Source organism: Herbaspirillum rhizosphaerae (assembly GCF_001189965.1).
Taxonomy (GTDB): domain Bacteria; phylum Pseudomonadota; class Gammaproteobacteria; order Burkholderiales; family Burkholderiaceae_D; genus Herbaspirillum; species Herbaspirillum rhizosphaerae.
The window spans coordinates 79225-104336 of the sequence record NZ_LFLU01000004.1; the positions used below are offsets into that span (position 1 = coordinate 79225).

The 25112-nt window shown below is 58.4% G+C and carries 23 protein-coding genes; 4 read left to right on the plus strand and 19 right to left on the minus strand.

The window, feature by feature from the left end:
- The first annotated feature begins 300 nt into the window (after positions 1-300).
- Positions 301-1155 carry a posphoenolpyruvate synthetase regulatory kinase/phosphorylase PpsR gene (gene ppsR, locus AKL25_RS07690; protein ID WP_050477070.1) on the plus strand — a complete coding sequence of 285 codons (855 nt, stop codon included), beginning with the start codon at positions 301-303 and terminating at the stop codon, positions 1153-1155.
- A 27-nt stretch (positions 1156-1182) separates the two neighbouring features.
- Here the strand turns inward: ppsR and AKL25_RS07695 are convergent, their stop codons facing one another.
- The 17 genes from AKL25_RS07695 to rpsB form a co-directional block, all read right to left on the minus strand.
- Positions 1183-1638, minus strand: a complete 456-nt coding sequence (locus AKL25_RS07695; RefSeq protein ID WP_050477287.1) for a DUF6314 family protein — start codon at positions 1636-1638, stop codon at positions 1183-1185.
- A 45-nt stretch (positions 1639-1683) separates the two neighbouring features.
- The gene (locus tag AKL25_RS07700) at positions 1684-2475 is read right to left on the minus strand and encodes a TrmH family RNA methyltransferase (protein WP_050477071.1); all 792 of its coding nucleotides are present in this window, start codon (positions 2473-2475) and stop codon (positions 1684-1686) included.
- A gap of 9 nt (positions 2476-2484) precedes the next feature.
- Complete coding sequence (gene rnhB, locus AKL25_RS07705; RefSeq protein ID WP_050477072.1) at positions 2485-3108, minus strand: ribonuclease HII; 624 nt, start codon at positions 3106-3108, stop codon at positions 2485-2487.
- 6 nt (positions 3109-3114) lie between these two features.
- Entirely contained in the window at positions 3115-4269 is a 1155-nt protein-coding gene (gene lpxB / locus AKL25_RS07710) for a lipid-A-disaccharide synthase (RefSeq protein ID WP_205627227.1), read from the minus strand.
- Between the two features lie 13 nt (positions 4270-4282).
- The gene (gene lpxA / locus AKL25_RS24535) at positions 4283-5071 is read right to left on the minus strand and encodes an acyl-ACP--UDP-N-acetylglucosamine O-acyltransferase (protein WP_050477074.1); all 789 of its coding nucleotides are present in this window, start codon (positions 5069-5071) and stop codon (positions 4283-4285) included.
- Positions 5072-5074: 3 nt separating this feature from the next.
- Positions 5075-5539, minus strand: a complete 465-nt coding sequence (gene fabZ / locus AKL25_RS24540) for a 3-hydroxyacyl-ACP dehydratase FabZ (protein WP_050477075.1) — start codon at positions 5537-5539, stop codon at positions 5075-5077.
- The gene (gene lpxD, locus AKL25_RS07725; protein WP_050477076.1) at positions 5532-6608 is read right to left on the minus strand and encodes a UDP-3-O-(3-hydroxymyristoyl)glucosamine N-acyltransferase; all 1077 of its coding nucleotides are present in this window, start codon (positions 6606-6608) and stop codon (positions 5532-5534) included. The genes fabZ and lpxD overlap by 8 nt, the downstream gene beginning before the upstream one ends.
- Positions 6609-6717: 109 nt before the next feature.
- Positions 6718-7239: an OmpH/Skp family outer membrane protein gene (locus tag AKL25_RS07730; RefSeq protein WP_240475678.1), complete on the minus strand. Its 522-nt coding sequence runs from the start codon at positions 7237-7239 to the stop codon at positions 6718-6720.
- Positions 7240-7284: 45 nt separating this feature from the next.
- The gene (gene bamA / locus AKL25_RS07735) at positions 7285-9657 is read right to left on the minus strand and encodes an outer membrane protein assembly factor BamA (RefSeq protein WP_050477077.1); all 2373 of its coding nucleotides are present in this window, start codon (positions 9655-9657) and stop codon (positions 7285-7287) included.
- Between the two features lie 106 nt (positions 9658-9763).
- On the minus strand, positions 9764-11128 hold the full coding sequence (gene rseP / locus AKL25_RS07740) for an RIP metalloprotease RseP (RefSeq protein WP_050477078.1): 1365 nt from the start codon (positions 11126-11128) through the stop codon (positions 9764-9766).
- Positions 11129-11138: 10 nt separating this feature from the next.
- A complete protein-coding gene (gene ispC / locus AKL25_RS07745; RefSeq protein ID WP_050477079.1) occupies positions 11139-12311 on the minus strand; it encodes a 1-deoxy-D-xylulose-5-phosphate reductoisomerase in 1173 nt (390 codons plus the stop codon).
- A gap of 7 nt (positions 12312-12318) precedes the next feature.
- Entirely contained in the window at positions 12319-13134 is an 816-nt protein-coding gene (locus tag AKL25_RS07750; RefSeq protein WP_050477080.1) for a phosphatidate cytidylyltransferase, read from the minus strand.
- Positions 13134-13892: a polyprenyl diphosphate synthase gene (gene uppS, locus AKL25_RS07755; RefSeq protein ID WP_050477081.1), complete on the minus strand. Its 759-nt coding sequence runs from the start codon at positions 13890-13892 to the stop codon at positions 13134-13136. Before uppS ends, AKL25_RS07750 begins: the two co-directional genes overlap by 1 nt.
- A 104-nt stretch (positions 13893-13996) precedes the next feature.
- Positions 13997-14557 (minus strand): ribosome recycling factor, encoded by a 561-nt coding sequence (gene frr / locus AKL25_RS07760; RefSeq protein WP_007875766.1) that lies wholly within the window; start codon positions 14555-14557, stop codon positions 13997-13999.
- Positions 14558-14610: 53 nt separating this feature from the next.
- The gene (gene pyrH / locus AKL25_RS07765) at positions 14611-15327 is read right to left on the minus strand and encodes a UMP kinase (RefSeq protein ID WP_050477082.1); all 717 of its coding nucleotides are present in this window, start codon (positions 15325-15327) and stop codon (positions 14611-14613) included.
- A 270-nt stretch (positions 15328-15597) separates the two neighbouring features.
- Positions 15598-16482, minus strand: coding sequence for a translation elongation factor Ts (gene tsf / locus AKL25_RS07770; protein WP_050477083.1), 885 nt, complete (start codon positions 16480-16482; stop codon positions 15598-15600).
- Positions 16483-16639: 157 nt separating this feature from the next.
- Positions 16640-17389, minus strand: a complete 750-nt coding sequence (rpsB, locus tag AKL25_RS07775) for a 30S ribosomal protein S2 (protein WP_050477084.1) — start codon at positions 17387-17389, stop codon at positions 16640-16642.
- Between the two features lie 395 nt (positions 17390-17784).
- On the opposite strand from rpsB, the gene map reads away from it, so the two are divergent.
- From map to AKL25_RS07790, 3 genes are all read left to right on the plus strand, one after another.
- Positions 17785-18609, plus strand: a complete 825-nt coding sequence (map, locus tag AKL25_RS07780) for a type I methionyl aminopeptidase (protein ID WP_050477085.1) — start codon at positions 17785-17787, stop codon at positions 18607-18609.
- A 19-nt stretch (positions 18610-18628) separates the two neighbouring features.
- Positions 18629-21181, plus strand: a complete 2553-nt coding sequence (locus AKL25_RS07785) for a [protein-PII] uridylyltransferase (RefSeq protein ID WP_050477086.1) — start codon at positions 18629-18631, stop codon at positions 21179-21181.
- 86 nt (positions 21182-21267) lie between these two features.
- Positions 21268-22014: a pseudouridine synthase gene (locus AKL25_RS07790; RefSeq protein ID WP_050477087.1), complete on the plus strand. Its 747-nt coding sequence runs from the start codon at positions 21268-21270 to the stop codon at positions 22012-22014.
- 82 nt (positions 22015-22096) lie between these two features.
- On the opposite strand, the gene AKL25_RS07795 is transcribed toward AKL25_RS07790, so the two are convergent.
- Both AKL25_RS07795 and AKL25_RS07800 read right to left on the minus strand, forming a co-directional pair.
- Positions 22097-22585 carry a cyanophycin metabolism-associated DUF1854 family protein gene (locus AKL25_RS07795; protein WP_167541865.1) on the minus strand — a complete coding sequence of 163 codons (489 nt, stop codon included), beginning with the start codon at positions 22583-22585 and terminating at the stop codon, positions 22097-22099.
- A gap of 14 nt (positions 22586-22599) precedes the next feature.
- Positions 22600-24894: a cyanophycin metabolism-associated ABC transporter gene (locus tag AKL25_RS07800; RefSeq protein WP_050477088.1), complete on the minus strand. Its 2295-nt coding sequence runs from the start codon at positions 24892-24894 to the stop codon at positions 22600-22602.
- Positions 24895-25112 lie beyond the last annotated feature (218 nt).

The following is a 25112-nucleotide window of genomic DNA, read 5'->3' on the forward strand; positions in this document are numbered from 1 at the left end:
GATAAGAAATCTTCGCGCGGCCGGCAGTCGTCATTTGTTCTTTGTTATTTTTGGACGAAGGCGACATAATCGATACAGCGGCTTGGCTCAACACTTGTTGCATGATCCGACGCAATTGGCGCGCGGCAGTTCCGACGGCGTTTGCAAAGGCAAACATCCAGAGGAATTCGGTCAACTTGCGCAGCACGGTCAGGATCATTTTGAGCTAGCTTCTCAATCTGTTGCATGGCATTTTACAGGGTAGCCGGCAATTTTTTCATCCGGTCTCTTATTTTTTATTGTTTTCTTTTTAACAACACTATGCTCGATCTTGCACCGCCTGCCTGCCCCGTCCCTTTGCCTCCGGCCAACCGCACCGTGTTCTTCGTATCCGATGGTACCGGCATTACGGCGGAAACCCTGGGACACTCCGTCCTCAGCCAGTTCGAGCTGCGCTTCAAGCAGGTGCGCCTGCCCTTCGTCGATACGCTGGACAAGGCTTACGACGCCACGCGCCGCATCAACGAAGTCGCCGAAACCGACGGCAAGGCGCCGATCGTCTTTTCAACGCTGGTAAAGGCGGATTTGTCGGCCGTCATCCGGCAGTCGAAGGCGATGCACATGGATTTGTTCCAGACCTTCGTCGAGCCGCTGGAGCAGGAACTGGGCGTCAAGTCGACCCACACCATCGGCCGCAGCCACAACACGGCCGATTCGGAAGAGTACAAAAATCGTATCGAAGCGATCAATTTCTCGCTGGCGCACGATGACGGCCAATCAAACAAGAACCTGGCCAGCGCCGACGTCATCCTGGTGGGCGTGTCGCGCTCCGGCAAGACGCCGACCAGCCTCTACCTGGCCATGCAATACGGCATCAAGGCGGCCAACTATCCGCTGATCCCGGAAGATTTCGAGCGCGACAAACTGCCGAGCGGACTGGTGAATTTCAAGAAGAAGATCTTCGGCCTGACGATCGCGCCGGAGCGCCTGTCGGAAGTACGCAACGAGCGCCGTCCCGGCAGCAAATACGCCGCCATCGAGAATTGCCGTTACGAAGTCAATGAAGCGGAAAAAATGATGCGCCGCGAAGGCATACGCTGGATGTCGTCCACCGCCAAATCGATCGAAGAAATTGCCGCCACGATTCTGCAGGAAATCAAGCCGGAAACACGCTAGCCCCCACGCGTGCAAGGCCGGCGCGAATCAGCCGGCCGCTCTCGTGAACTGCGTGTGCAGCAGATAGTCTTTCTGCGGTCCTTCGATACGCGTATGCAGATCGAAGCGGCCTGCATCAATCAGCACATAGCGACCGTCGTAACGATCCGCAATGCAGAGATGCGTCTCCAGCGGCAATAGCGCCTTTTGCGCCGGATCGTATCGGTAACTCTGATAAGCCTGCCCCGCCTGCATGCCATCGGCAAAGGCGACATGGACGATGTCGTCCTCCACCCGATAGTCGAAACGCCGGGTAAACGACACCACGCGCTGATCGGCCGCCAGACGCAACCGGCCGGATTCCTTGTACTGCAAACCGTACGCTTCGTGGGGATGGAATTCTGCCTGGCCGTCGGCTTCGCCGATGAGCATGTTGTCGACGCCAAGCATGCTGCGCGTGAAGCGCCAGTTTCCGCTGAAATAAGCGTAGAGATCAGGATGCATGCGCGCGACCGTCTTCGCTATCAACAGCAAGCTGGCGAACCGCGCTCAGCGGCCGCCCTGCCTTTGCCGGGCTTGCTCAAAAAAACACACGGCTGCCGCTGCGGCAACGTTGAGCGACTCCATCTGACCGAGATGCGGGATCACCACTTTGATGCCGGCTGCCTCCATCAGATCGTCGGCGACGCCCTGCCCTTCATGGCCGAACAGCCAGGCGACTTCTTGCGTGAGATCGATCTGATAGATAGTTTCCTGTGCATACGAACTGGTCGCCAGCACCGGGATCTTGCTGGCCTTGCTGAGGCTCAGCAAATCGGCACCCTCAAAAATCTGCAGCAGGAAATGTGCACCCATACCGGCGCGCAACACCTTCGGCGACCAGGCCCCGACCGTGCCGGCGGAACAGAATACCTGGCGAATGCCGGCGGCGGCAGCGCTGCGCAGGATTGAGCCGAGATTGCCGGGGTCCTGCAAGCCGTCGAGCAAGACCGCCGACGTTGCCAACACTGAGGGTGCTTGCGGTTGCGGCGTCGCGATGACAAGCAACAAGCCGACGCCATTTTCGACCTGGCTCAAGGCCTGATACAGCGCATCGGGCAAACAAATGCATAGGCTGCCGGCGGCTTCGCACTGCGCCAGCAGCGGCGCAACTTCGGCGTGATAAAGCGCACTCTCGGCAACAACGCACTGCTCGGGCGTGCCGCCCTGCTGCAAATACGCCTCCGCCAGATGCACGCCGTCGAGCAGGCTGCGCCCGGCTTTGCGGCGCGCCTGGGCACTGGCGGCGAGCTGCTTGAGTTCTTTATAAACTCCGTTGTCGCGAGAAGAAATCGACTTCATCCGCCCTCCTCAAACGCCGGCCAACAGCGCGCGCACGGGCGCGTAAGACTTGCGATGCACCGGCGACACGCCGTGCAGGCGCAGACGCTCCAGATGCAAGGCGGTCGGGTAACCCTTGTGCTGATCGAAAGCGTAGTGCGGATATTGATCGTGCAAGACCCGCAAGGCGGCGTCGCGTGCCGTCTTGGCAAGAATCGACGCCGCCGAAATCGCCGGCACCTTGTCGTCGCCCTTGACGATGGCTTCCGAACGCGTCGCCATCACGGGGCAACGGTTGCCGTCGATCAGCGCCAGCGTGGGAACGGTCTTCAATGCTTCGACCGCCCGCCGCATGGCGAGCATGCTGGCGTGGAGGATATTGAGCTGATCGATTTCGTCTTCAGAACATTCTGCAATCGCCCAGGCAATCGCGTGCTCCCTGATTTCAATCGCCAATGCGTCCCGGCTGGCTTCGCTCAGTTTTTTGGAATCGCGCAGGCCGACGATAGGCCGTGCAGGATCCAGGATGACGGCCGCAGCGAAGACCGGCCCGGCCAGAGGGCCGCGCCCGGCTTCGTCGACGCCGCAGATGATTTCGCCGGCGTAATCGTCAAGCGCAAACAAGGATAAATTGGTATCGTTTTTTCTGGCCATGATCGCCTAAGCTCCTTGCGCAAAACGGGTCGTCTGCCGGCGATCCAGCAAGGCGCATACCGCTTGCGCGCTGACGTTGGCGGTGTCGCGCAATAAAGAGTGATGCATGTCGGTAAAGCGCTGGCGCAGGCGTTGCAGATGCGCCGGATCGTCCAGTTGCTGCCACAGCGCATCGGCCAAGGCTTGCGGCGTGGCGGCATCCTGCAACAGCTCCGGAACCACAAACTCGCGCGCCAGAATATTCGGCAAGCCGACCCACGGCTGATAATTCATGTGCCGCATGATCTCGTAGGAAGCACGCATCATCTTGTAGGCAATCACCATCGGTTTCTTGTAGAGCGCGACTTCCAGCGACGCCGTACCGGAGGCGACCAGGACTGCATCCGCCGCTGCCATTGCGCCATGCGACTGCCCGTTGACGATCAGGATGTCCAGATCCGCACAATTGTTTTCCGCGATCAATTGCTCGAAATAGGCGCGCTGCTTGTCACCGGCCATGGGCGCCACGAATTGCAGTCGCGGCTCGCGCTGCTTCAGCAATCTGGCTGCACCGAGAAAACTCGCCGTGTTGTACTTGAGCTCCGACATGCGGCTGCCGGGGAGAATCGCGACCACGCGAGTATCCTGTTGCAAGCCAAGGGCTACGCGCGCGGCAGCCTGATCGGGCTCCATGGGAATGACTTCCGCCAGCGGATGCCCGACATAGGTCACCGGCACGCCGGCCTTGCGGTAGATTTCTTCTTCGAACGGGAAAATCACCAGCATGTGTGACACCGCGCGCGCGATTTTCTTGATGCGTCCGCCGCGCCAGGCCCAGATTTGCGGGCCGATGAAATGCATGGTCGGAATGCCGGACTCGCGCAACTGCTGCTCCAGCCCCAGATTGAAGCCGCCATAATCGACGCCGATGAACACCGCCGGGCGCTCGGCCAGCAGTTGATCGCGCAAGGCGTTCTGGATTCCCTTGATTTCGCGATAGCGCGGGATGACTTCGAACAGGCCCCGGACAGTCAGCTTGTCCATCGGCCAGTCGCTGATGAAGCCGTGCTCCGCCATGTGCGGACCGCCGATGCCGTGCAGGCGCGCATCCGGCAAACGCGGACGCAGGCCGGACAACAAGCGGCTCGCCAGCAGGTCGCCCGAGCTTTCGCCGGCGACCATGGCGATCGACATCTTATCGGATGATGCCACGAGAGGACGATGCGATGAATTCACGCATCAGGCGGATGTATGCAGCCGATTCGGGGGATTTTTCTTCTTGCAGCAGCAATTCCTGCCTGGCTTCTTCCAGCGGCAGGCTGGAGCGATAGATGGCCTTGTACGCACGCTTGATGGCGGCGATCTGCTCCGGCGTGAAACCGCGACGCTTCAGGCCTTCGCTGTTGATGCCTGCCGGCACGGCGCGATTGCCTGCGGCCGTGACGAAGGGCGGGATATCCTGGCTGACGGCTGCAGTAAATGCCGTCATGGCATGCGCGCCGATATGGCAGAACTGATGCACCGAGGTAAAGCCGCCGAGGAATACCCAGTCGCCCAGATGCACGTGACCGGCGAGCGTGGCATTGTTGGCCAGAATGATGTTGTTTCCGAGCTGGCAATCATGGGCAATATGCACGTAGGCCATGATCCAGTTGTCGTCGCCGATGCGGGTCACGCCTGCATCCTGCGTCGTCCCCAGATTGAAGGTGACGAATTCCCGGATGGTGTTGCGATCGCCGATTTCCAGACGAGTCGGCTCGCCGGCGTATTTCTTGTCTTGCGGCGCAGCGCCCAGGGAGCCGAACTGAAAAATCTGATTATCGCGGCCGATGGTCGTATGGCCTTCGATCACGACGTGCGGGCCGATTTTTGTGCCGGCGTCGACGCGCACGTTGGCGCCGATCACCGAATAGGCACCGACCTCGACCGTTGAATCGAGCTGAGCGCCCGACTCAATAACGGCGGTAGGATGAATGCGCGACATGGCTTAGCCTGCCTGGCTGGCGTCGTTGGCATTGCGCATGGTGCACATCAGGTCGCCTTCGACAGCAACCTGGCCGTCAACTGTCGCGACTGCCTTGTATTTCCAGATACCGCGCGCGCGGCGGGTAATTTCCACGTGCATCTTCAACTGGTCGCCCGGCTCCACCGGACGCTTGAAGCGTGCATTGTCGATACCGACGAAATACACCACGGTATTGGCGTCAGGCTTGCGGCCTTCAGTCAGGAAGGAGAGCAAGGCAGCGGTCTGCGCCAGCGCTTCGATCATCAATACGCCCGGCATCACAGGCTTGTGCGGAAAATGGCCGTTGAAAAATTCTTCGTTGACGGTCACGTTCTTGATGGCGGTGATGTCCTTGCCGCTTTCCCAGGTAAGAACGCGATCCACCAACAACAGCGGATAACGGTGCGGGAGGTATTCTTTGATTTGATTGATATCGAGACTAGTCATTTTTTTGCTCAGTATTGTGCTCAGTAAGCGGCTCTGTAAGCGATTTGATCGTTTTTTCCAACGCACGGATTTTCTCACGCATTGTGCTCAGATTGCGCACTAATGCTGCCGATTTTTCCCATTCTCCGTGCTTGGCGATAGGGTAAAAGCCGGTATATTGCCCTGGCTCCAGGATCGAACGGAGCGCCAGCGTGCCTGCCGAGACGTGCACCTTGTCGGCAATCGTAATATGGCCGTGAATCATCGCCGCGCCGCCGATCGAGCAATATTTGCCGATTTTGGCACTGCCGGCGATACCCGCACAGGCTGCAATCGCGGTGTGCGCGCCAATATGACAGTTGTGGGCGATCTGAATCTGGTTGTCGAGCTTGACGCCGTCTTCCAGCACCGTATCGGACAAGGCGCCGCGGTCTATCGTCGTATTGGCCCCGATTTCGACGTCGCTGCCGATGACCACCCTGCCCACCTGAGGAATCTTGATCCAGGCGCCGCCTTCGTTGGCAAAACCGAAGCCGTCCGCGCCGATCACGACACCCGAATGCACGATGCCGCGCTCGCCGATTTCACAACCGGCATGAAACGTCACGCGTGCATAGAAATGCGTATCTGCGCCAATGCGTGCATTGCGTCCGACATAACTGCCGGCATCAATCACAACACGTTCGCCGATGACGGCGCCGGCTTCAATCACGACTTGCGGTCCGATCGTCGCGCTCGCCGCTACCTGGGCGGTGTCGTCTACGCAGGCGCTGCGGTGAATGCCGGCGGTAACGGGCACGGCTGCCTGTGCGGCGAATAACTGCGCTGCACGGGCAAAATAGGCGTAGGGATTCTTGACGACGATGCGCGCGCCCGGATAAGCGGCGACAGCCGCGTCGTCCACTTCGGACAAAATCAGGGCGGCAGCTTGCGTCTGCTCTGCCTGGGATCGGAACTTGGGATTGGAGAGGAACGTGATGTGCGACGATGTCGCACCATCCAAAGGCGCGATGCCGCTGACGTCAATCTGCGCATCGCCTTTTAGCTGGCCACCCAAGCGTTCGACCAACTGTTCTAGCCGAATACTCATCTTGGCCTTCTTAGATTATTGCACTACCTGCTCAAGCAGCGCAGATTGGCGATTTCTCTTCGGGACAATCTGCGTGCCTGGGGTAAGCATGATGACGATTTGAACCGGCTTACTTGGCCAGCTCTTTCAGAACCTTGTCGGTGATATCGATGCGCTTGCTGGCGTAGACTGCTTCCTGGAAAACGATATCGTATTTTTCAGCTTCGGCGATCTGGCGAATCACCTTGTTGGTGCGCTCCAGAACAACCGACAATTCTTCATTGCGACGCTGATTCAGGTCTTCGCGGAATTCACGTTGCTTGCGCTGGAATTCCTTGTCGATATCGGCCAGGTCGCGCTGACGCTTAACGCGCTCGGACTCGGACAAAACAGCGGCATCCTTGTCCAGCTTGTCCGACTGTGCCTTCAGGCGTGCAGCCATGTCTGCGATGTCTTTTTCGCGCTTGGCGAATTCGGCTTCCAGCTTGGTTTGCGCAGCCTTGGCAGGCACGGCTTCACGGAAGATGCGCTCAGTACTGACAAAAGCGATTTTCGATTCTTGCGCCTGCACATTTGCAAACGACAACATGCCGACAGCCAGCGTTGCGGCTTGGATCGACATCAGTGATTTAGTAATAAACTTCAAGATCATTCTCCGTAATACAGATTTCTATTATGCCACGAGCTGATCGGCTGATCAGAATCCGGTGCCCAGTTGGAACTGGAAGTTTTGCGCCTTGTCGCCGGTCTTCGCGTTCAGCGGCTTACCGTAGCTCAGCTTCAGCGGACCGATTGGCGAGATCCAGCTGATACCGAAACCGGTGGAATAGCGCAGATCGTTGATTTTAATACGCTCGCCATCGGCAAAGACGTTACCGCCGTCAACGAAGGTAAACCAGCGCAAACTACGATCCTGTCCCGAACCAGGGAACGGGAATTGCAACTCCACGTTGGCGATCAGACGCGATGCACCGCCCATGGAATCGCCGTATTGGTCTTTCAGGTTACCCAGGGACGAAGCCTCATATCCGCGAACCGTACCGATACCACCGGCGTAGTAGTTCTTGAAGATTGGATAAGGCTTGCCGCCAAAGCCCTTGCCGTAGTCAACTTCGCCGTTCCAGGCCAGCGTCGCGGCATTGCTCCAGAAAGGCTGGAAGTATTGATGCTGATACGTCGCACGATAATACTGCAAGGTGCCGATACCCGAGACTTCCAGGTTGGCGCGCTGGTATACGCCCTTGGTCGGCACCAGTGCGCTGTCGCGGCTGTCGCGCTGCCATGCGACGGTCAACGGGAAGCTGGTCGTGGTGGCGGTGCCGATGCCGCAAGTGCCGTCATTGACGACATCGCATCCTCTTGCGCCGGTGCCGCTGCCGAAGTCGCGCACATACTGACGATACAGGCTCGGGCTGGAACTGTCGGTGTCGACCTTGGTATTTTCAATACCGACGCCGAAGAAGACGCGGTCCAGCTCGGAGAACGGCACGCCGAATTTCACGCTGCCGCCGATCGTCTTCACGCGATAGTCACCTGTGGTGTATGCCGACGGACGAATTGTCCGCAGGAACACTTCATAGGTACGGCTGATGCCGTCATCCGTGAAGTACGGATTGGTCTGCGACACCGCGATCGTGCGATAACGGGAGCTGGTGTTGACTTCGATACCGACGGTATTGCCGCTGCCGAATGCATTTTCCTGCGAAATCGAACCGGTCAGGCTCAGCTTGTCCGTTTGCGAGAAGCCGGCGCCGATCATGATGTTGCCTGTCGGCTTTTCTTCCACCTTCATGTTGACATCGATCTGGTCGGTGCTGTTCGGCACTTCCGGCGTCTCGATGGTGACTTCCTTGAAGTAGCCCAGGCGGTCGACGCGGTCGCGCGACAACTTGATCTTTTCGCCGTCGTACCAGGAATCTTCAAACTGGCGGAATTCGCGGCGGATGACTTCGTCGCGCGTCTTGGTATTACCGGCAATGTTGATATGGCGCACGTACACGCGCTTGCCCGGATCGACCATGATGGTGAAGGCAACTTCCTTCTTCTCGCGGTCGACATTCGGATTGGCGTTGACGTTGGCAAACGCATAGCCGAAATTGCCGAGACGTTCGCTGATCTTCTTGGTGCTGTCGGTGAGCTTGGTGCCGGAATACACGTCACCCTTTTTCAACTGAACCAGCGCTGCCAGGTCGCTCTGCATGCCGAACATTTCGCCGTCGAGCTTGATGTCGGAGACCGTGTATTTTTCGCCTTCGTTGATGTTGATGGTGATGTAGATGTCTTTCTTGTCAGGCGTGATCGAGACCTGAGTAGATTCGATCTGCATTTCAAGATAGCCGCGATCCAGATAATAGGAACGCAGCGATTCGATATCGCCGGCCAGCTTTTGCTTGGAGTATTGATCCGCCTTGGTGTACCAGGTGAACCAACCCGGCGTAGTCAATTTGAGCTGGTCGCGCAAATTGCCGTCGGAGAACGCCTTGTTGCCGACAATGTTGATTTGCCTGATGCGCGAGACGTCGCCCTCATCCACGGCAAAACTCACCGCAACACGGTTACGCTCAACAGGGGTGATCGTTGTGGTGACCTTGGCGCCATACAGACCGCGCGACAAATATTGGCGCTTGAGCTCCTGCTCCGCGCGATCGACTTGCGATTTATCAAAAATACGCGATTCCGCAACGCCGATTTCCTTGAGCGCCTTGGTCAGTTGTTCCTTGTCGAATTCTTTGATGCCGGTGAAGTCGACACTGGCAATCGCCGGACGCTCTTCCACCTGGATCACCAGCACGTCGCCTTCGGCTTCGACACGAACGTCCTTGAAGAAGCCGGTCGCGTACAACGCCTTGATCGCGGCAGTACCCTTTTCGTCGGTGAAGGTATCGCCCACTCGCACCGGCAAGTAGCTGAACACCGTACCGGCTTCGGTACGCTGAATGCCTTCGACGCGAATGTCCTTGACCACGAACGGTTCGACGGCGAATGCCTGATTGCAGAAGGCAAGCGCAGCAACGGCGATCAGGCTACGGGAAAAGGTCGGTGCAGGGAAATGCGCAGAATGTAAGTTCATTAGCTATCGTTTATTAACTATGTTTTTGCCGACAATTTTTAACAATAGTCGAACATATGTAAAGTCAAAAGCCATCCTTGCCATCAGGACGGCTTGGGACGAATCCTTAAAACATCAGACGGACAATGTCGTTAAATGCAGCAACGATCATCAACGTCATCAAAATACCCAGACCAGCACGTTGAGCAATTTCCCCAAAGCGCTCAGAAACAGGACGTCCGGTCAAAATCTCCAGCGAATAATACAGCAAATGGCCGCCATCTAAAACCGGGATGGGCAGCAGGTTCATGACACCGAGACTGATGCTGATAAACGCAATGAAGCTCAGATAGCTGACCAGCCCGACTTTGGCAGTCTGTCCGGCGTAGTCGGCGATGGTAATCGGGCCGGTAATATTTTTCCATGAAACCTGGCCGACGATCATTTTCCCTATCATCTTCAGCGTCATTGCGCTGGTGTCCCAGGTTTTCTGAGCGCCCTTGGCGATCGCCGTCCACGGGGCATCGCTGACGACGATCATTTCCGGCGCCAGCGGCACTTCCACCTTGATGCGCCCTATCGTCTGGCCATTGTCGTTCAGCGTATCGGGCGTCACCCGGATGTGGAATTCGCTTTGGCCGCGCATGCCATGCAGCAGCAGCGGCTTGCCGGGAGAAGAGCGGACCAATTCTACCAGCGCCAGACCGTCTTTGATCTGCATGCCGTTCACGTCGAGAATCAGGTCGCCCTTTTGCAAGCCGGCCTGCATTGCCGGGCCTTCCATGATCTTGCCGAGTATGGCCGGAGGACGCGCCAGCGTCAGGCCCAGCTTCGCCAGGAAATCGCTTTCGAGATCCTTGCTCGTTACGCCATCGAGCGGCAAATTGACCGAATCCAGCAGTTTGCCGCCGTTAAGCCCATTGTTGATGCGCTCCACATCCAGGCGCGCAGGCGTCTTCTCGAGCACGTGCTGCATCAGCTCCCAGCGCACTTCCGACCAAGCCTGAACCGGCACACCGTTGATTGCTGTAATCGTTTCGCCGCCGCGCAGGCCGGCCTGATAAGCAGCCGTCTGCTCCGCCATCGGGCGCAGCTTGGGGACTGGTTCGGGAATGCCGTGCATGAACAAGCCGGCAAACAAGAGAATGGCGAGGATGAAATTGGCCACCGGGCCGGCGGCAACGATGGCGATACGGCGCCAGACGGACTGACGCGTGAATTCGCGCTTGAGATCCTGCGGCGACATGTCGCTGACATCCTGCTCGCGGGCGTCGAGCATCTTGACGTAGCCGCCCAGCGGCAAAATCGACAAGGCCCACTCGGTCTGATCGCGACCGAAGCGGCGGGAATAGATCACACGCCCCATGCCGACGGAAAAACGCAAAACCTTGACGCCGCACAAGCGCGCCACCCAGTAATGCCCCAGTTCGTGCACGACGACCAGCGTACCGAGCGCGACCGCGAAGGCCAGCAGAGTGTGCAACAGGTTCATGACAGAAAGATCATAAAGACAAGCAGGAGTGCGCGAACGAGCGTGCCAGCTGATCTTGCTCAATCAGGGCGTCGATATCGGTGACGGGACCATGGGGAAGTTTATCCATGACGCGGGCGATCACTTGATCAATCATGCGGAATCCGATTTCTTGATTCAGGAATGCCTGGACGGCAACTTCGTTGGCGGCGTTGAGAATCGCCGCCGAGCTGCCCCCGGCTTGCAGTGCATCATACGCCAGTTTCAGACACGGAAAACGCCCAAAATCCGGACGCTCGAAAAATAACTGCCCGATCTGAGCCAGATCCAGCTGCGCCACCCCGGATTCAATCCGTTCCGGGTAAGCCAGCGCATTGGCGATGGGGGTACGCATATCCGGATTACCCAACTGCGCCAGCACGGAACCGTCTATGTAGGACACCATCGAGTGAATCACGCTTTGCGGATGAATCATGACCTCGATCTTGTCGGCCGGCGCGCCGAACAGCCAGTGCGCCTCGATGACCTCCAGCCCCTTGTTCATCATGGTGGCGGAATCCACCGAAATCTTGCGTCCCATGACCCATTTCGGATGCGCCACCGCCTCTTCCGGTGTCACGCTATCCAGGGTAGCAACGTCGCGCTTAAGGAAGGGGCCGCCCGATGCCGTCAACAGTATTTTGGAAATCCCCGCGTCCGGCAGCGACCGGCGATAGTCGTGCGGCAGGCACTGAAAAATGGCGTTGTGTTCGCTGTCGATAGGCAGCAAGCTTGCCTTGTGCTGCGCCACGGCGTCGATCAGCAACTGGCCGGACATGACCAGCGCTTCTTTGTTGGCCAGCAGGATTTTCTTGCCTGCGCGTGCAGCCGCCAGCGTCGACGCCAGACCTGCAGCGCCGACGATGGCCGCCATGACAGTATCGCACTCCGCAGCACCGGCCACTTCGCACAGCGCCTGCGCGCCGTAGAGCACCTCGGTGCGCAACTGGCCGGCCTTGAGTTTTTGCTGTAACGCCTGCGCCGCCTGCGCCGTACCGACCACCGCCAGCTTGGGATGAAAACGCAGGCATTGCTCAGCCAGCTCATCCACACGCGAGTGTGCAGTCAGGGCATAGACCCGATAACGGTCCGGATGGCGTGCAATGACATCCAGCGTAGAAACGCCGATGGAACCGGTAGAACCGAGAACGGTAATTGCCTGCATGAAATTCCTACAACCAGAGATCGATCAGCGCCGCCAGCGGCAAAACCGGGATCAGGGCATCGATCCGATCCAATACGCCGCCGTGACCGGGCAATAAATTACTGCTGTCCTTGAAACCGGCACGGCGCTTCAATTGAGACTCGAACAAATCGCCGACAACGCTGGCCGCGACCAGCAAGGTCATGACGACGATGAAGCCAGGCCAGCCAAAGCGCTCATACAAACGCCCCGAAAATGTATCGCCGTCGAGATAGATGACCACGGCAGCGGCAATCACCAGCACCGCAAGCCACCCGCCGACAGCGCCTTCCCAGGATTTGCCCGGGGAAATCGATGGTGCCAGCTTGTGCCGGCCGAAACCCTTGCCGGCAAAATACGCGCCGATATCCGCAACCCAGACGATCGCCATGACCGACAGCAAATACAAGGGAGAGTGTTGAAACAGGGAAACAATCGCAATGAAACAGCCCATGAGCGCCAGCGTGTATGTCACGCTGAGCAGGCGGTTTCCGGAAGTGCCCAGCGCCGGTAAGCCAAGCTTCAACGCCGGCACGAAGCGAATCACCCACAGCGCCACGCACAAGCCGAACAAGCTGCGCACGCTCGGCAAGCCGCTGACGAAAATGATGATGGCATAACCGACTGCCCAAAACCCGGCCCAGACTTGCGGCCGCGACAGGCGAAACAGGCGCAGCCCTTCCCAGGCGCCGGCGGCAAAAAAGGCCAGCGTCACAGCAGCAAACGCAAAGAAATTATTCAAAAAGAGGATAGGCAACAGAATTGCCAGGAGAACCAACGCCGTGATGACACGCGTTTTTAGCATCAGGAGGCCTTTTTCTGCTCGACCAATTGCTCGCTGGTGCGACCGAAACGCCGTTCGCGCTGGCGATAGGAGTCGATCGCCTTGTCCAGCTCCGCCCCATCGAAATCGGGCCAATAGGTCTCAGTAAAATACAATTCGCTATAGGCAAGTTGCCACAGCAGGAAGTTGGAGATGCGCTCTTCGCCGCCGGTACGGATGAACAGATCCGGTTCGGGGGCGTAAGCCATCGCCAAATGGGGAGTTAATTGCTCTTCGGAAAAATCGGTGGCGCCAGGCTGCTCCTTGATCATCTTGCCGACCGCTTGCATGATGTCCCAGCGACCGCCGTAATTGGCGCAAATCGTCAGCGTCAACCGCGTGTTGCCGGCGGTCTGCGCCTCGGCCTTGGCGACCATATCTTGCAGCTTGGCGTCGAATCGACCGAGGTCACCCACCACGCGCAGACGAATATTGTTCGCGTGCATCTTGCTGACTTCGCGTTCCAGCGCCGTCATGAACAAACGCATCAGCAGCGAGACCTCGTCGGCGGGACGACGCCAGTTTTCAGAACTGAACGCAAACAGCGTCAGGTATTCCACGCCGCGCTGCGAGCAAGCCTCGACGATCGTGCGCACCGCCTCGACGCCCTTGACGTGCCCTGCCACGCGCGGCAAAAAACGTTTGGTCGCCCAACGCCCATTGCCATCCATGATGATGGCAACGTGGCGCGGCACCGAGGAAACCGGCGGCACAGCCTGGGTTGAGCTTTTATGAGTCATACAGTGTAAAAAATCCGGGTGAGCGATGTTGCCGGCGCCGGCCTGGCCAAGCCTGGCGGCGCCACATCGAATGAATCATCGCATAAGCTGCAGCGACGATGCGCCTACACCGTCAGAACTTCTTTTTCTTTTTCTGCCACCAGCTTGTCGACTTCGGCGACGAACTTGTCGGTCAGCTTCTGGATATCGTCCTGGCCGCGACGCTCGTCGTCTTCCGAACAAACCTTGTCCTTGACCAGCTTCTTCAAACCTTCGTTGGCATCGCGGCGAATGTTGCGAATCGAAATTTTTGTATCTTCCGCTTCGCCCTTGACCAGCTTGACCATTTCCTTGCGGCGCTCTTCCGTCAGCGGAGGAGTCGGCACGCGGATCAGTTCGCCCTGCGTCGCCGGATTCAGGCCCAGATCGGCTTCGCGAATCGCTTTTTCGACCGCGGCCAGCATTTTCTTTTCATACGGCTGTACGCCGATGGTACGGGCGTCGATCAGCGTCAGGTTGGCGACTTGCGACAATTGCGTCGGCGAGCCGTAGTAGTCGACCTGGACGTGATCCAGGATACCGGTGTGGGCGCGACCAGTACGCACTTTGGCCAGATCGGCGCGCAGCGACTCGATCGACTTGGTCATTTTTTGTTCGGTGCTCTTCTTAACGTCAGCGATGGTCATGCTGCTCTCCTATCATCTCAAACTATCTTACAGTATTCGAAAAACGAAATTATTTATACGTGAACCAAAGTGCCTTCGTCCTCGCCCAGCACGACGCGCTTGAGCGCACCCGGCTTGACGATGGAAAACACCTTGATCGGCAGCTTCTGATCGCGGCACAGCGCGAATGCCGTGGCGTCCATGACTTGCAGATGCTTGGCAATCGCTTCATCAAACGTGATGGTGCTGTAACGCGTCGCCGAAGGATCCTTCTTCGGATCGGCAGTATAAACGCCGTCCACCTTGGTGGCTTTCAGAACGATTTGCGCGCCGATTTCCGAGCCACGCAATGCCGCTGCGGTATCGGTCGTAAAGAATGGGTTGCCGGTGCCGGCGGCAAATACCACGATCTTGCCTTCTTCCAGGTATTGCAAGGCCTTGGGGCGAACATAAGGCTCGACGACCTGCTCGATGCCGATCGCCGACATGACACGCGCCGTCAGGCCGGCCTGACGCATGGCATCGGCCAGCGCGAGGGAGTTCATGACTGTTGCCAGCATGCCCATGTAATCGGCAGTGGCGCGATCCATGCCTTGAGCGCCGGGCGCTACGCCGCGGAAGATGTTGCCGCCGCCGATGACGATGGCCAGCTCGACTCCCAACTGGCTGATCTCGGCCACGTCGGCAACCATGCGCTCGATGGTGGCGCGGTTGATGCCGTAGGCATCGTCGCCCATCAGGGCTTCGCCGGAAAGTTTGAGGAGTACGCGCTTATAGGCTGGTGTCGTCATGTGCTGGGCTCCGTTTGCTATCCGATTAACTGATTCTGTCCGTCCTGCTTATTGCTTGCGGCCTGTAGCCGGCTTGCCGCTTATCACTTCAGCGACGCACCGCACAGGCGAGGACGTTATTGTATGCTGCCGTACTCTGCTGCCGGGGACTTGCTTACATTTTGAAATGCCTGCCAACGCAGATATTTCCAACTATTTCTTGCCGGCCCCGCCGCCTCCCTAAATCGAGAGGCTTAAAAAAACGGGCCTCTCGGCCCGCTTTCCTGTTTCTTACTGCGCTTGCTTGGCGGCAGCAACCTGGGCTGCCACCTCTGCTGCGAAGTCATCTTGCTTCTTCTCGATGCCTTCACCCACCACATACATGGTGAACGACTTGACCGAAGTATTCGCGGCCTTCAGCATTTGCTCAACAGTTTGCTTGTCGTTCTTCACGAAAGACTGGTTGAACAGCGACACTTCCTTCAGGTACTTCTGCACCGAACCGTCAACCATCTTGGCGACGATGTCAGCAGGCTTGCCGGATTCAGCAGCCTTCAGCGAAGCAACCGAACGCTCTTTTTCGATCAGATCAGCAGGAACCTGATCCGACGACAGCGCAACCGGCTTCATCGCTGCGATGTGCATTGCAACGTCTTTACCGACTTGTTCGTCAGCGCCGTCAAAGTCAACAACCACACCGATACGTGTGCCGTGCAGGTAAGAAACCAGCTTGCCGGCTGTTTCGAAACGCTGGAAGCGGCGGATCGACATGTTTTCGCCGATACGGCCGATCAGCTCGGTACGTGTTTCTTCAACTGTCTTTTCACCCAGCGGCAGTGCAGCCAATGCGGCCAGATCGGCAGGATTCTTTTCTGCGATCACTTTGGCGACGGCGTTTGCCAGACCGATGAATTCATCGTTCTTGGTGACGAAGTCGGTTTCGCAGTTGATTTCCACCAGGGCGCCAACGCCGCCGGCGATGTAAGTTGCGACAACGCCTTCCGAAGTGATGCGGGAAGAAGCCTTGGATGCCTTGCTGCCCAGCTTGACGCGCAGGATTTCTTCAGCACGAACCATATCGCCTTCGGCTTCGGTCAGTGCCTTCTTGCATTCCATCATCGGCGCGTCGGTCTTCGCGCGCAGTTCGCCTACCAATGCTGCGGTAATTGCCGCCATATATTTCTCCTAACTAAGTAGACATGCCGCCATCAGAGACGTCACATCAAAAATTCGATCAATTTACTCAAAAAAAAGGGGCGAACTGCGCTTACTCTCGCTGTTACCCCTTTTCTTATCGCCCGCCGCTGAAGCGCCTGCGGGCGTCACAGGCAAATTAAGCCTGTTCGTTCACTTCAACGAATTCGTCGCCACCGTTCTTGACGGCTTCGACAACTTCGTTCACTGCATTGGCACGGCCTTCCAGGATTGCGTCGGCAACACCGCGAGCGTACAGCGCGATCGCCTTGGCGGAGTCATCGTTACCAGGAATGATGTAAGTCACGCCTTCCGGGGAGTGGTTGGTATCAACCACGCCGATAACAGGGATGCCCAGCTTGGCGGCTTCAGTGATGGCGCCCTTGTGGTAGCCGACGTCGATCACGAAAATAGCGTCAGGAATGCCGCCCATATCCTTGATGCCGCCGATTGCCTTTTGCAGCTTTTCTTGTTCACGGCTGAACAGCAGAGCTTCTTTCTTGCTCAGCTTTTCGTTGGAACCGTCAGCGATTGCCGCTTCCATGTCCTTCAGACGCTTGATCGAAGTCTTGATGGTCTTGAAGTTGGTCAGCATGCCGCCCAACCAGCGTTGGTCGACGTAAGGAACACCTGCGCGTTGCGCTTCTGCTGCAACGGTCTCACGCGCCTGACGCTTGGTACCGACAAACAGGATAGTGCCGCGGTTGGACGACAGTTGGCGCACGTACTTCAGCGCTTCCTGATACATGCCCAGGGTCTTTTCCAGGTTGACGATGTGAATTTTGTTGCGATGACCGAAGATAAACGGGGCCATCTTTGGGTTCCAGAAGCGTGTTTGGTGACCGAAGTGGACACCGGCTTCCAGCATTTCGCGCATAGTTACGGACATAAATTTCTCCAGGGTTAGGGTCTGGAATCCATTCGGTCATTCGAGCCTGCGTAGTGCTTTAAACACTGCTTCACATGAAGCTGCCGACCCAAACACCCTTTGGCGAACGGATTCGCGATTCAACTTAGTTTCAAATAAACAACTCTTTATTACTTCAAGACAACACCGGCACAGACACATGCAAAACGCCCGCAGCCACACCGATACTCGCCTTCCAACCTGAGCAACTCAAGTTAGCCGAGCATTCTACCTCATCCGGAGAATCCATTCAAGCTCCGAAAGCATTGTTTTCATTAGCTTTTGCCCGCCAGCCCGGGCCAATCGCCGCCGACAGAACCGCCCTGCCTCGTCTATAATCTCTACTTAATGATTTTTAAGCGAATTGCGACAATTTTATGGGCTCCATTTCCATCAAAACCGCCGAAGACATCGAAGGCATGCGCGTTGCCGGCAAACTTGCGGCAGAAGTACTCGACTACATCGCCCCCTTCGTCAAGGCAGGCACCACAACCGGCGAACTGGACCGCTTGTGTCATGAATACATGACGAATGTGCAAGACACCATTCCGGCGCCGCTAAATTACTGCCCTCCAGGCTACACGCCTTATCCGAAGGCCATCTGCACCTCGCTCAACGACATTATCTGCCACGGCATCCCGGGCGACAAAGTGATGAAAAACGGCGACGTGCTCAATATCGACATCACGGTCATCAAGAACGGCTACCACGGCGACACCAGCCGCATGTTTTACATTGGAGAACCATCCATTCTGGCGCGCCGCCTCACCGAAATCACCTACGAATGCATGTGGCTGGGCATCTCCAAGATCAAGCCCGGCGCACATCTGGGCGACATCGGCCATGTGATTCAGCAGCATGCTGAGAAAGCCGGCTACAGCGTGGTCCGCGAGTTTTGCGGGCACGGCATCGGCAAGGTATTCCATGAAGAGCCGCAAGTGCTGCATTACGGCCGCCCCGGCACGCTGGAAAAACTGGAAGCCGGCATGATCTTTACCGTGGAGCCGATGATCAACGCCGGTCGCCGCGATATTCGCGAAATGGGCGACGGCTGGACCATCAAAACCAAGGATCGCAGCCTCTCCGCGCAGTGGGAGCACACTGTATTAGTGACCGAAACCGGCTTTGAAGTCCTGACCATTTCCCCGGGCATGCCTGCGCCGCCGGCATTCATCCAGCAACCGGCCGCAGTCGCCGCCTGATCTCTTTCGCCGATCGCCTATGCCCTCTCTTGCCGTCAGTCTCAAAAAACAATTAAAAGCAGCACGCCAGCAGGCCATTGAGGCCTTCCAGGCCGACGGCAAGACCGAGCATTTACTGACGCAGTTGCGCCGCAACGTCGACGCCGCCCTCACCGAAGCCTGGGAAAAATGCGCGCTGCCGCACGATATCGCCCTGGTGGCGGTCGGCGGCTACGGACGCGGCGAGCTGTTCCCGCATTCGGATGTCGACGTGCTGATCCTGCTCGATCAGACGCCCGACAAAGCCATGCAGGCGAAGCTGGAGTCGCTGGTTCAGCTGTTCTGGGATATCGGCCTGGAAATCGGTCACAGCATCCGCACGGTGGACGAATGCCTGGCCGAATCGGCGGCCGACATCACCGTGCAGACCAGCCTGCTGGAAGCACGCCTGGTGACCGGCAATAAAACACTGTTCCAGTTGCTGCAACTGCGCTGCAACAGCGCCATGGATCCGCGCGCCTTTTTCCAGGCCAAAACCCTGGAAATGCAGCAGCGCCATGTCAAATACGAAGACACGCCTTACAGCCTGGAGCCCAACTGCAAGGAAAGCCCCGGCGGTTTGCGCGACCTGCAAGTCATCCTGTGGGTGGCCAAAGCGGCCGGATTGGGCGACTCCTGGAGCAAGCTGGCGCAACGCGGACTGCTGACCGCAACGGAAGCACGCCAGCTGACGCAGAAAGAACGCGCCTTCAAGGACATCCGCATCCGCCTGCACATTTACAGCAACCGCCGCGAAGACCGCCTGGTGTTCGACATCCAGACGCCGATTGCGGAAAGCTTCGGCTTCAAAAACACCGACACGCGCCGCGCCAGCGAATACCTGATGCAACGCTATTATTGGGCCGCCAAGGCAGTCACGCAGCTCAATACCATCCTGCTGCAGAACATCGAAGCGCAACTGTTCCCGCAAGAAGTGGTGCCGCAAAAGATCAACGAGCGCTTCAACGAACTCAACGGTTTCCTCGACATCGCCCACGACAACGTCTTCGAAGACACGCCGTCGGCCATGCTGGAAGTTTTCCTGACCCTGGCCCAGCATCCGGAACTCAAGGACATGTCGGCGCGCACCATGCGCGCGCTGTGGCATGCACGCTTCAAGATCGACAACGCCTTCCGCGCCAACCCGGCCAATCACGCGCTGTTCATGCAGATACTGCAAAGCAAGCGCGGCATCATGCACGCGCTGCGGCGCATGAACCAGACCAGCGTGCTCGGCCGCTATCTGCCGAACTTCCGCCGCATCGTCGGCCAGATGCAGCACGACCTGTTTCACGTCTACACCGTCGACCAGCACATCCTGATGGTGGTGCGCAACGTGCGCCGCTTCACGATGAGCGAGCACGCCCACGAATATCCGTTCTGCAGCCAGTTGATGGCCAACTTCGCGCAGCCGTGGATCCTGTATGTCGCGGCGCTGTTCCACGACATCGCCAAAGGCCGCGGCGGCGATCACTCCAAGCTGGGCATGGCCGATGCGCGCCAGTTCTGCGTCCAGCATGGCGTTTCGGAAGAGAACACCGAGCTGGTGGTCTTCCTGGTCGAGCAGCACCTGACCATGTCGCAAGTCGCGCAAAAACAGGATCTTTCCGACCCGGACGTGATCCAGCAATTCGTCAATACGGTCAAGGACGAGCGCCACCTGACCGCGCTCTATCTGCTGACCGTCGCCGACATCCGCGGCACCAGCCCGAAGGTCTGGAACGCCTGGAAAGGCAAGCTGCTGGAAGACTTGTATCGCATGACCCTGCGCGTGCTCGGCGGCGAAGCGCCGTCCGCCGACCGCGAACTGAAAAACACGCAGCAGGAAGCCATCAAGACCTTGCGCCTGTACGGCCTGCCCGCCGATGCGCATGAACAATTCTGGCGGCAACTGGACGTGGCCTATTTCCTGCGGCTGGATGCGTCCGATATCGCCTGGCAAACGCGTTCCTTCTACGACAAGATCGACAGCACCGTACCGGTCGTGAAATGCCGCCTGGCGCCGATCGGCGAAGGCGTGCAAGTTGCCGTCTACACGCCTGACCGCCCCGATTTGTTCGCGCGCATCTGCAGCTATTTCGACGAAAAGAATTTCAGCATTCTCGACGCCAAGATTCACACTACCAAGCTCAACTACGCGCTCGACGCCTTCCTCATCAGCGCGCCGGTGTTCGCCAAAAACTACCGTGACATCATCAACCTGATCGAGCACGAGCTGGCGCATCTGCTGCAATCCGACGGCCCGCTGCCGGCCCCTACCCGAGGACGCCTGTCGCGCCTGTCTCGCACCTTCCCGATCAACCCGTCGGTGGATCTGCGCCCTGACGAGCGCGGCCAGTTTTACCTGCTGTCGGTCTCAGCCAATGATCGCAACGGCTTGCTCTACACGATTTCCAACATCCTGGCCAAATACAAGATCAACCTGCACACCGCCAAAGTCATGACCCTGGGCGAACGCGTGGAAGACGTATTCCTGGTCGACGGCGCCGCGCTCAACCATCCGCGCAACCAGATCATGCTGGAAACCGACCTGCTCAAAGCCTTGCGCATTTGACGCGCCGCAATTCCAACGCCGCCAGCACCATTACTCTTTTCTCTTCAACACTGCACTGACCCTGCTGAATTTATCCGATTGCCGCCATGACTGAACCAGTACGCCTTTCCAAACGCATGTCCGAACTCGGCCTGTGCTCGCGCCGCGAAGCGGACGAGTGGATCGAAAAGGGCTGGGTGCGCGTCGACGGCAAAGTCGTGTCCGTGCTGGGCAGCAAGGTGCTGCCGCATCAGCGCGTGACGGTCGAGCGCCAGGCCGCGGCAGAGCAATCGAAACGCGTGACGATCCTGATCAACAAACCGGTCGGCTACGTCAGCGGCCAGGCGGAAGACGGCTACAAACCCGCCGTGGCGCTGGTGGAAGCGGCAACACGCTGGGCGGAAGATCAGGTCGACACGCAATTCCACCCGACCCAGCTGCGCAGCCTGGTGCCGGCCGGACGCCTCGACATTGACTCCGTCGGCCTGCTGGTGCTGACGCAGGATGGACGCATTGCCAAGCAACTGATCGGCGAAGACACCAGCGTCGACAAGGAATACCTGGTGCGCGTGCAGTACACCAAACCCGGCAAGCTGCCCGACAGCGACCTCAAGCGCCTCAACCATGGCCTGTCGCTCGACGGTAAGGCACTCAAGCCCGCCAAGGTGCGCTGGCAAAACGACGACCAGCTCAGCTTCACGCTGAACGAAGGCAAGAAGCGCCAGATCCGCCGCATGTGCGAACTGGTCGGCCTGAAGGTCGTCGGCCTCAAGCGCGTACGCATCGGCGGCGTCAAGCTGGGGGATTTACCGCCCGGCCAGTGGCGTTACCTGCGTCCGGACGAGCAGTTCTGACATCCTGAGCACAATAAAAAAACCGGTTGCAGCCTTGGGCGACAACCGGTTTTTTATTTGGAGCCGGGCTTTCCCGACAGGCTCAGAGGAAGCGATCCAGAATCTTCCTGCTGTGCTTGTCCAGCGCCTTGGTATCGCGAATCAGGAACTGGATGCCGTGACTGTCGGAAATCAGCAAGGCAGATTGCGGTAGCCGGCGAATATCCTCTTCGCCTTTGAGCGTAAAGGAAGTGTTGCCGCGATTGGTTTCCACGTCCCACACGGTCGGCGTCGCGAAACTGGAGACGCCGATGATGCGGCCGATTTCCGGCATGAATTCGCGCGTCGCCAGTTCCGCCTCGATCATCTTGCGAATTTCGGGAGACACGTCCGACCAGCGTTCGATCCAGGCCAGCTCGTGTCCATCGGCACTCACCAGCGCAATGCCTTCGTCCGGCGCGCCGATCGGAAATGCGCGCACAGGGATCGCACCCTCATGCTCGCCGCCGTCCGCATCGACAAACACCAGACGACCGAGACCGTTATGGCGCAGGCTGAAGTTGTGCGCCGGCGCTTGTATTGCATCATTCATTTGCGTATCCATCATCAGCCGCCCTTCTCTTCATCGCCATCATCGCCGCTGTCGTCGCTGCCCGGAACTTCTCCCTCCGGATTGCGTGCCTGGGCCTGATACAGACGATAGTAAGCGCCTTGCTTGGCCATCAATTCTTCATGCGGACCGACTTCGACCACTTGTCCGCGATCCAGCACGACCAGGCGATCCGCCTTGCGCAAGGTGGACAGCCGGTGCGCAATCGCGATCGTGGTGCGTCCCTTGACCAGATTGTCGAGCGCCTTCTGGATCTCTTTCTCGGTCGTGGTGTCCACGGACGAAGTCGCCTCATCCAGAATCAGGAAGCGCGGATCGATCAGCAAGGCGCGCGCAATCGAAATACGCTGGCGCTCGCCGCCCGACAACGCCTGCCCGCGCTCGCCGACCAGCGAGTCGTAGCCTTGCGGCAAACGCAGGATGAACTCATGCGCATGCGCGGCACGTGCGGCGGCAATGATTTCGGCACGGGTGGCATCGGGCTTGCCGTAAGCGATGTTCTCGGCGATGGTGCCGAAAAACAGGAACGGTTCCTGCAGCACCAGGCCGATATTGCGGCGATATTCCGAAATCGGCAGCGAACGGATATCGACGCCGTCAATGCGAATCGAGCCTTCCGACACGTCATAAAAACGGCAGATCAGATTGACCATCGTGCTCTTGCCGGAGCCGCTGTGACCGACCAGGCCGATCATTTCTCCCGGAGCGATCGCCAGATCGACTCCGCGCATCACCGAGCGATTACCGTAGCGGAAACCGACATTGCGCAGTTCGATCGAACCCTTCACGTGTTCGATATGCACAGGATTGGCCGGCTCCGGTACGCTGGAGACGTGATCGAGGATATCGAAAATCCGTTTGGCGCCGGCGGCCGCTTTCTGCGTCACCGACACGATGCGGCTCATGGAATCCAGACGCGTGTAGAAGCGGCTGATATACGCCAGGAAAGCAGTCAGCACACCGACCGTGATCTGGTTATGCGACACCTGCCAGATACCGAACACCCACACGACGAGCAGGCCGATTTCCGTCAGCATGGTCACGGTCGGCGTGAACAGCGACCAGATTTTGTTGACGCGGTCGTTGACCACCAGGTTGTGGCGGTTGGCTTCTTTGAAGCGCGCCGCTTCGCGCTTTTCCTGTGCGAACGCCTTGACCACGCGAATGCCGGGAATCGTATCGGCCAGCACGTTGGTCACTTCGGACCAGATGCGGTCGATCTTTTCAAAGCCGTGACGCAGGCGGTCGCGCACCACGTGGATCATCCAGGCGATGAACGGCAGCGGCAACAAGGTCACCAGCGCCAGCCACGGGTTGATCGAAATCAGGATCACCGCAGTCATGATGATCATCAGCACGTCGATGATGAAATCCAGCAAGTGCAACGACAGGAAGACGCAGATACGGTCGGTCTCCGAGCCGATGCGGGCCATCAGGTCGCCGGTGCGCTTGCCGCCGAAATATTCCTGCGACAGGCGCAACAAATGTTCGTAGGTCGTGGTGCGCAGATCGGCGCCGATGCGTTCGCTGACCAGCGCCAGGATGTAGGTGCGACCCCAGCCCAGAATCCAGGCCACCATGGCCGAACCGAGCAGGCCGCTCAGATACAGTCCCGCCAGATGGGAGTCCAGCGGCGCGCCGTTCTGGAACGGAATCAGCACGTTGTCCATCAGCGGCATGGTCATGTAAGGCGGCACCAGCGTGGCGGCGGTCGACGCCAGCGTCAGCAGGAAACCGAGCAGCAAGGAGCCCTTGTACGGCTTGGCGAAACGCGTCAGACGGAACAACGCCCAGGTCGACGGCGGCGCTTCCTTGGCTTCCGGACAGATGGCGCAGGTTTCCTGCCCTTCCGGGATCGGCGCCTTGCATTGCGGGCACACGTCCAGTTCTTCCTGCACCACTTGCTGACCGGACACGTGCGTATCGCGTTGCAGCTCGAATTGATTGATCAGGCGCAGCGCTTGCGGGTTTTGCGCCAGGGTATAACGCCAGTGCGCCAGGCGCGAGGCGCCGTCCTGCAACTCCAGACTGCCGACGCCGGCGTGGTCGTGGTGCTTCAGAACCGAGCCCGAGCGGTAATCCCAGGCAGTCCAGGCCTGACCGCTCCCATGGGTCGCAAGCAGGCGGCGGTCGGTGACCAGCACCAGCCCGCGCGTGAATTTCAGCGAAATGTCGAGATCAAGCTCCAGCCAGGCGACGATTTTTTCATCGGACGCCAACTGGGCCTGCACTTCCGCGCGCCATGGCGCGGGCAAATTGGTAGAACTTGGGATGAGGGATTCTTTGTTCATCTAGACGGCATGTATGTCCTGTGCGGACAGTGAAGAATGGTTTTGCTGGCAACTTTTTGCCGGCAATCTATGCCGCGCATATTATATCGTATGGCTTTGCCACCCCGACAACGCACAAGGCCGTCCCGGCGATGACAGCCCGCACGTCCTTTCCACTCTTCAAGCTGACGAAATCCTGATTATTTTGCATGCAAGACGGGAAACACTCTGCGACAATA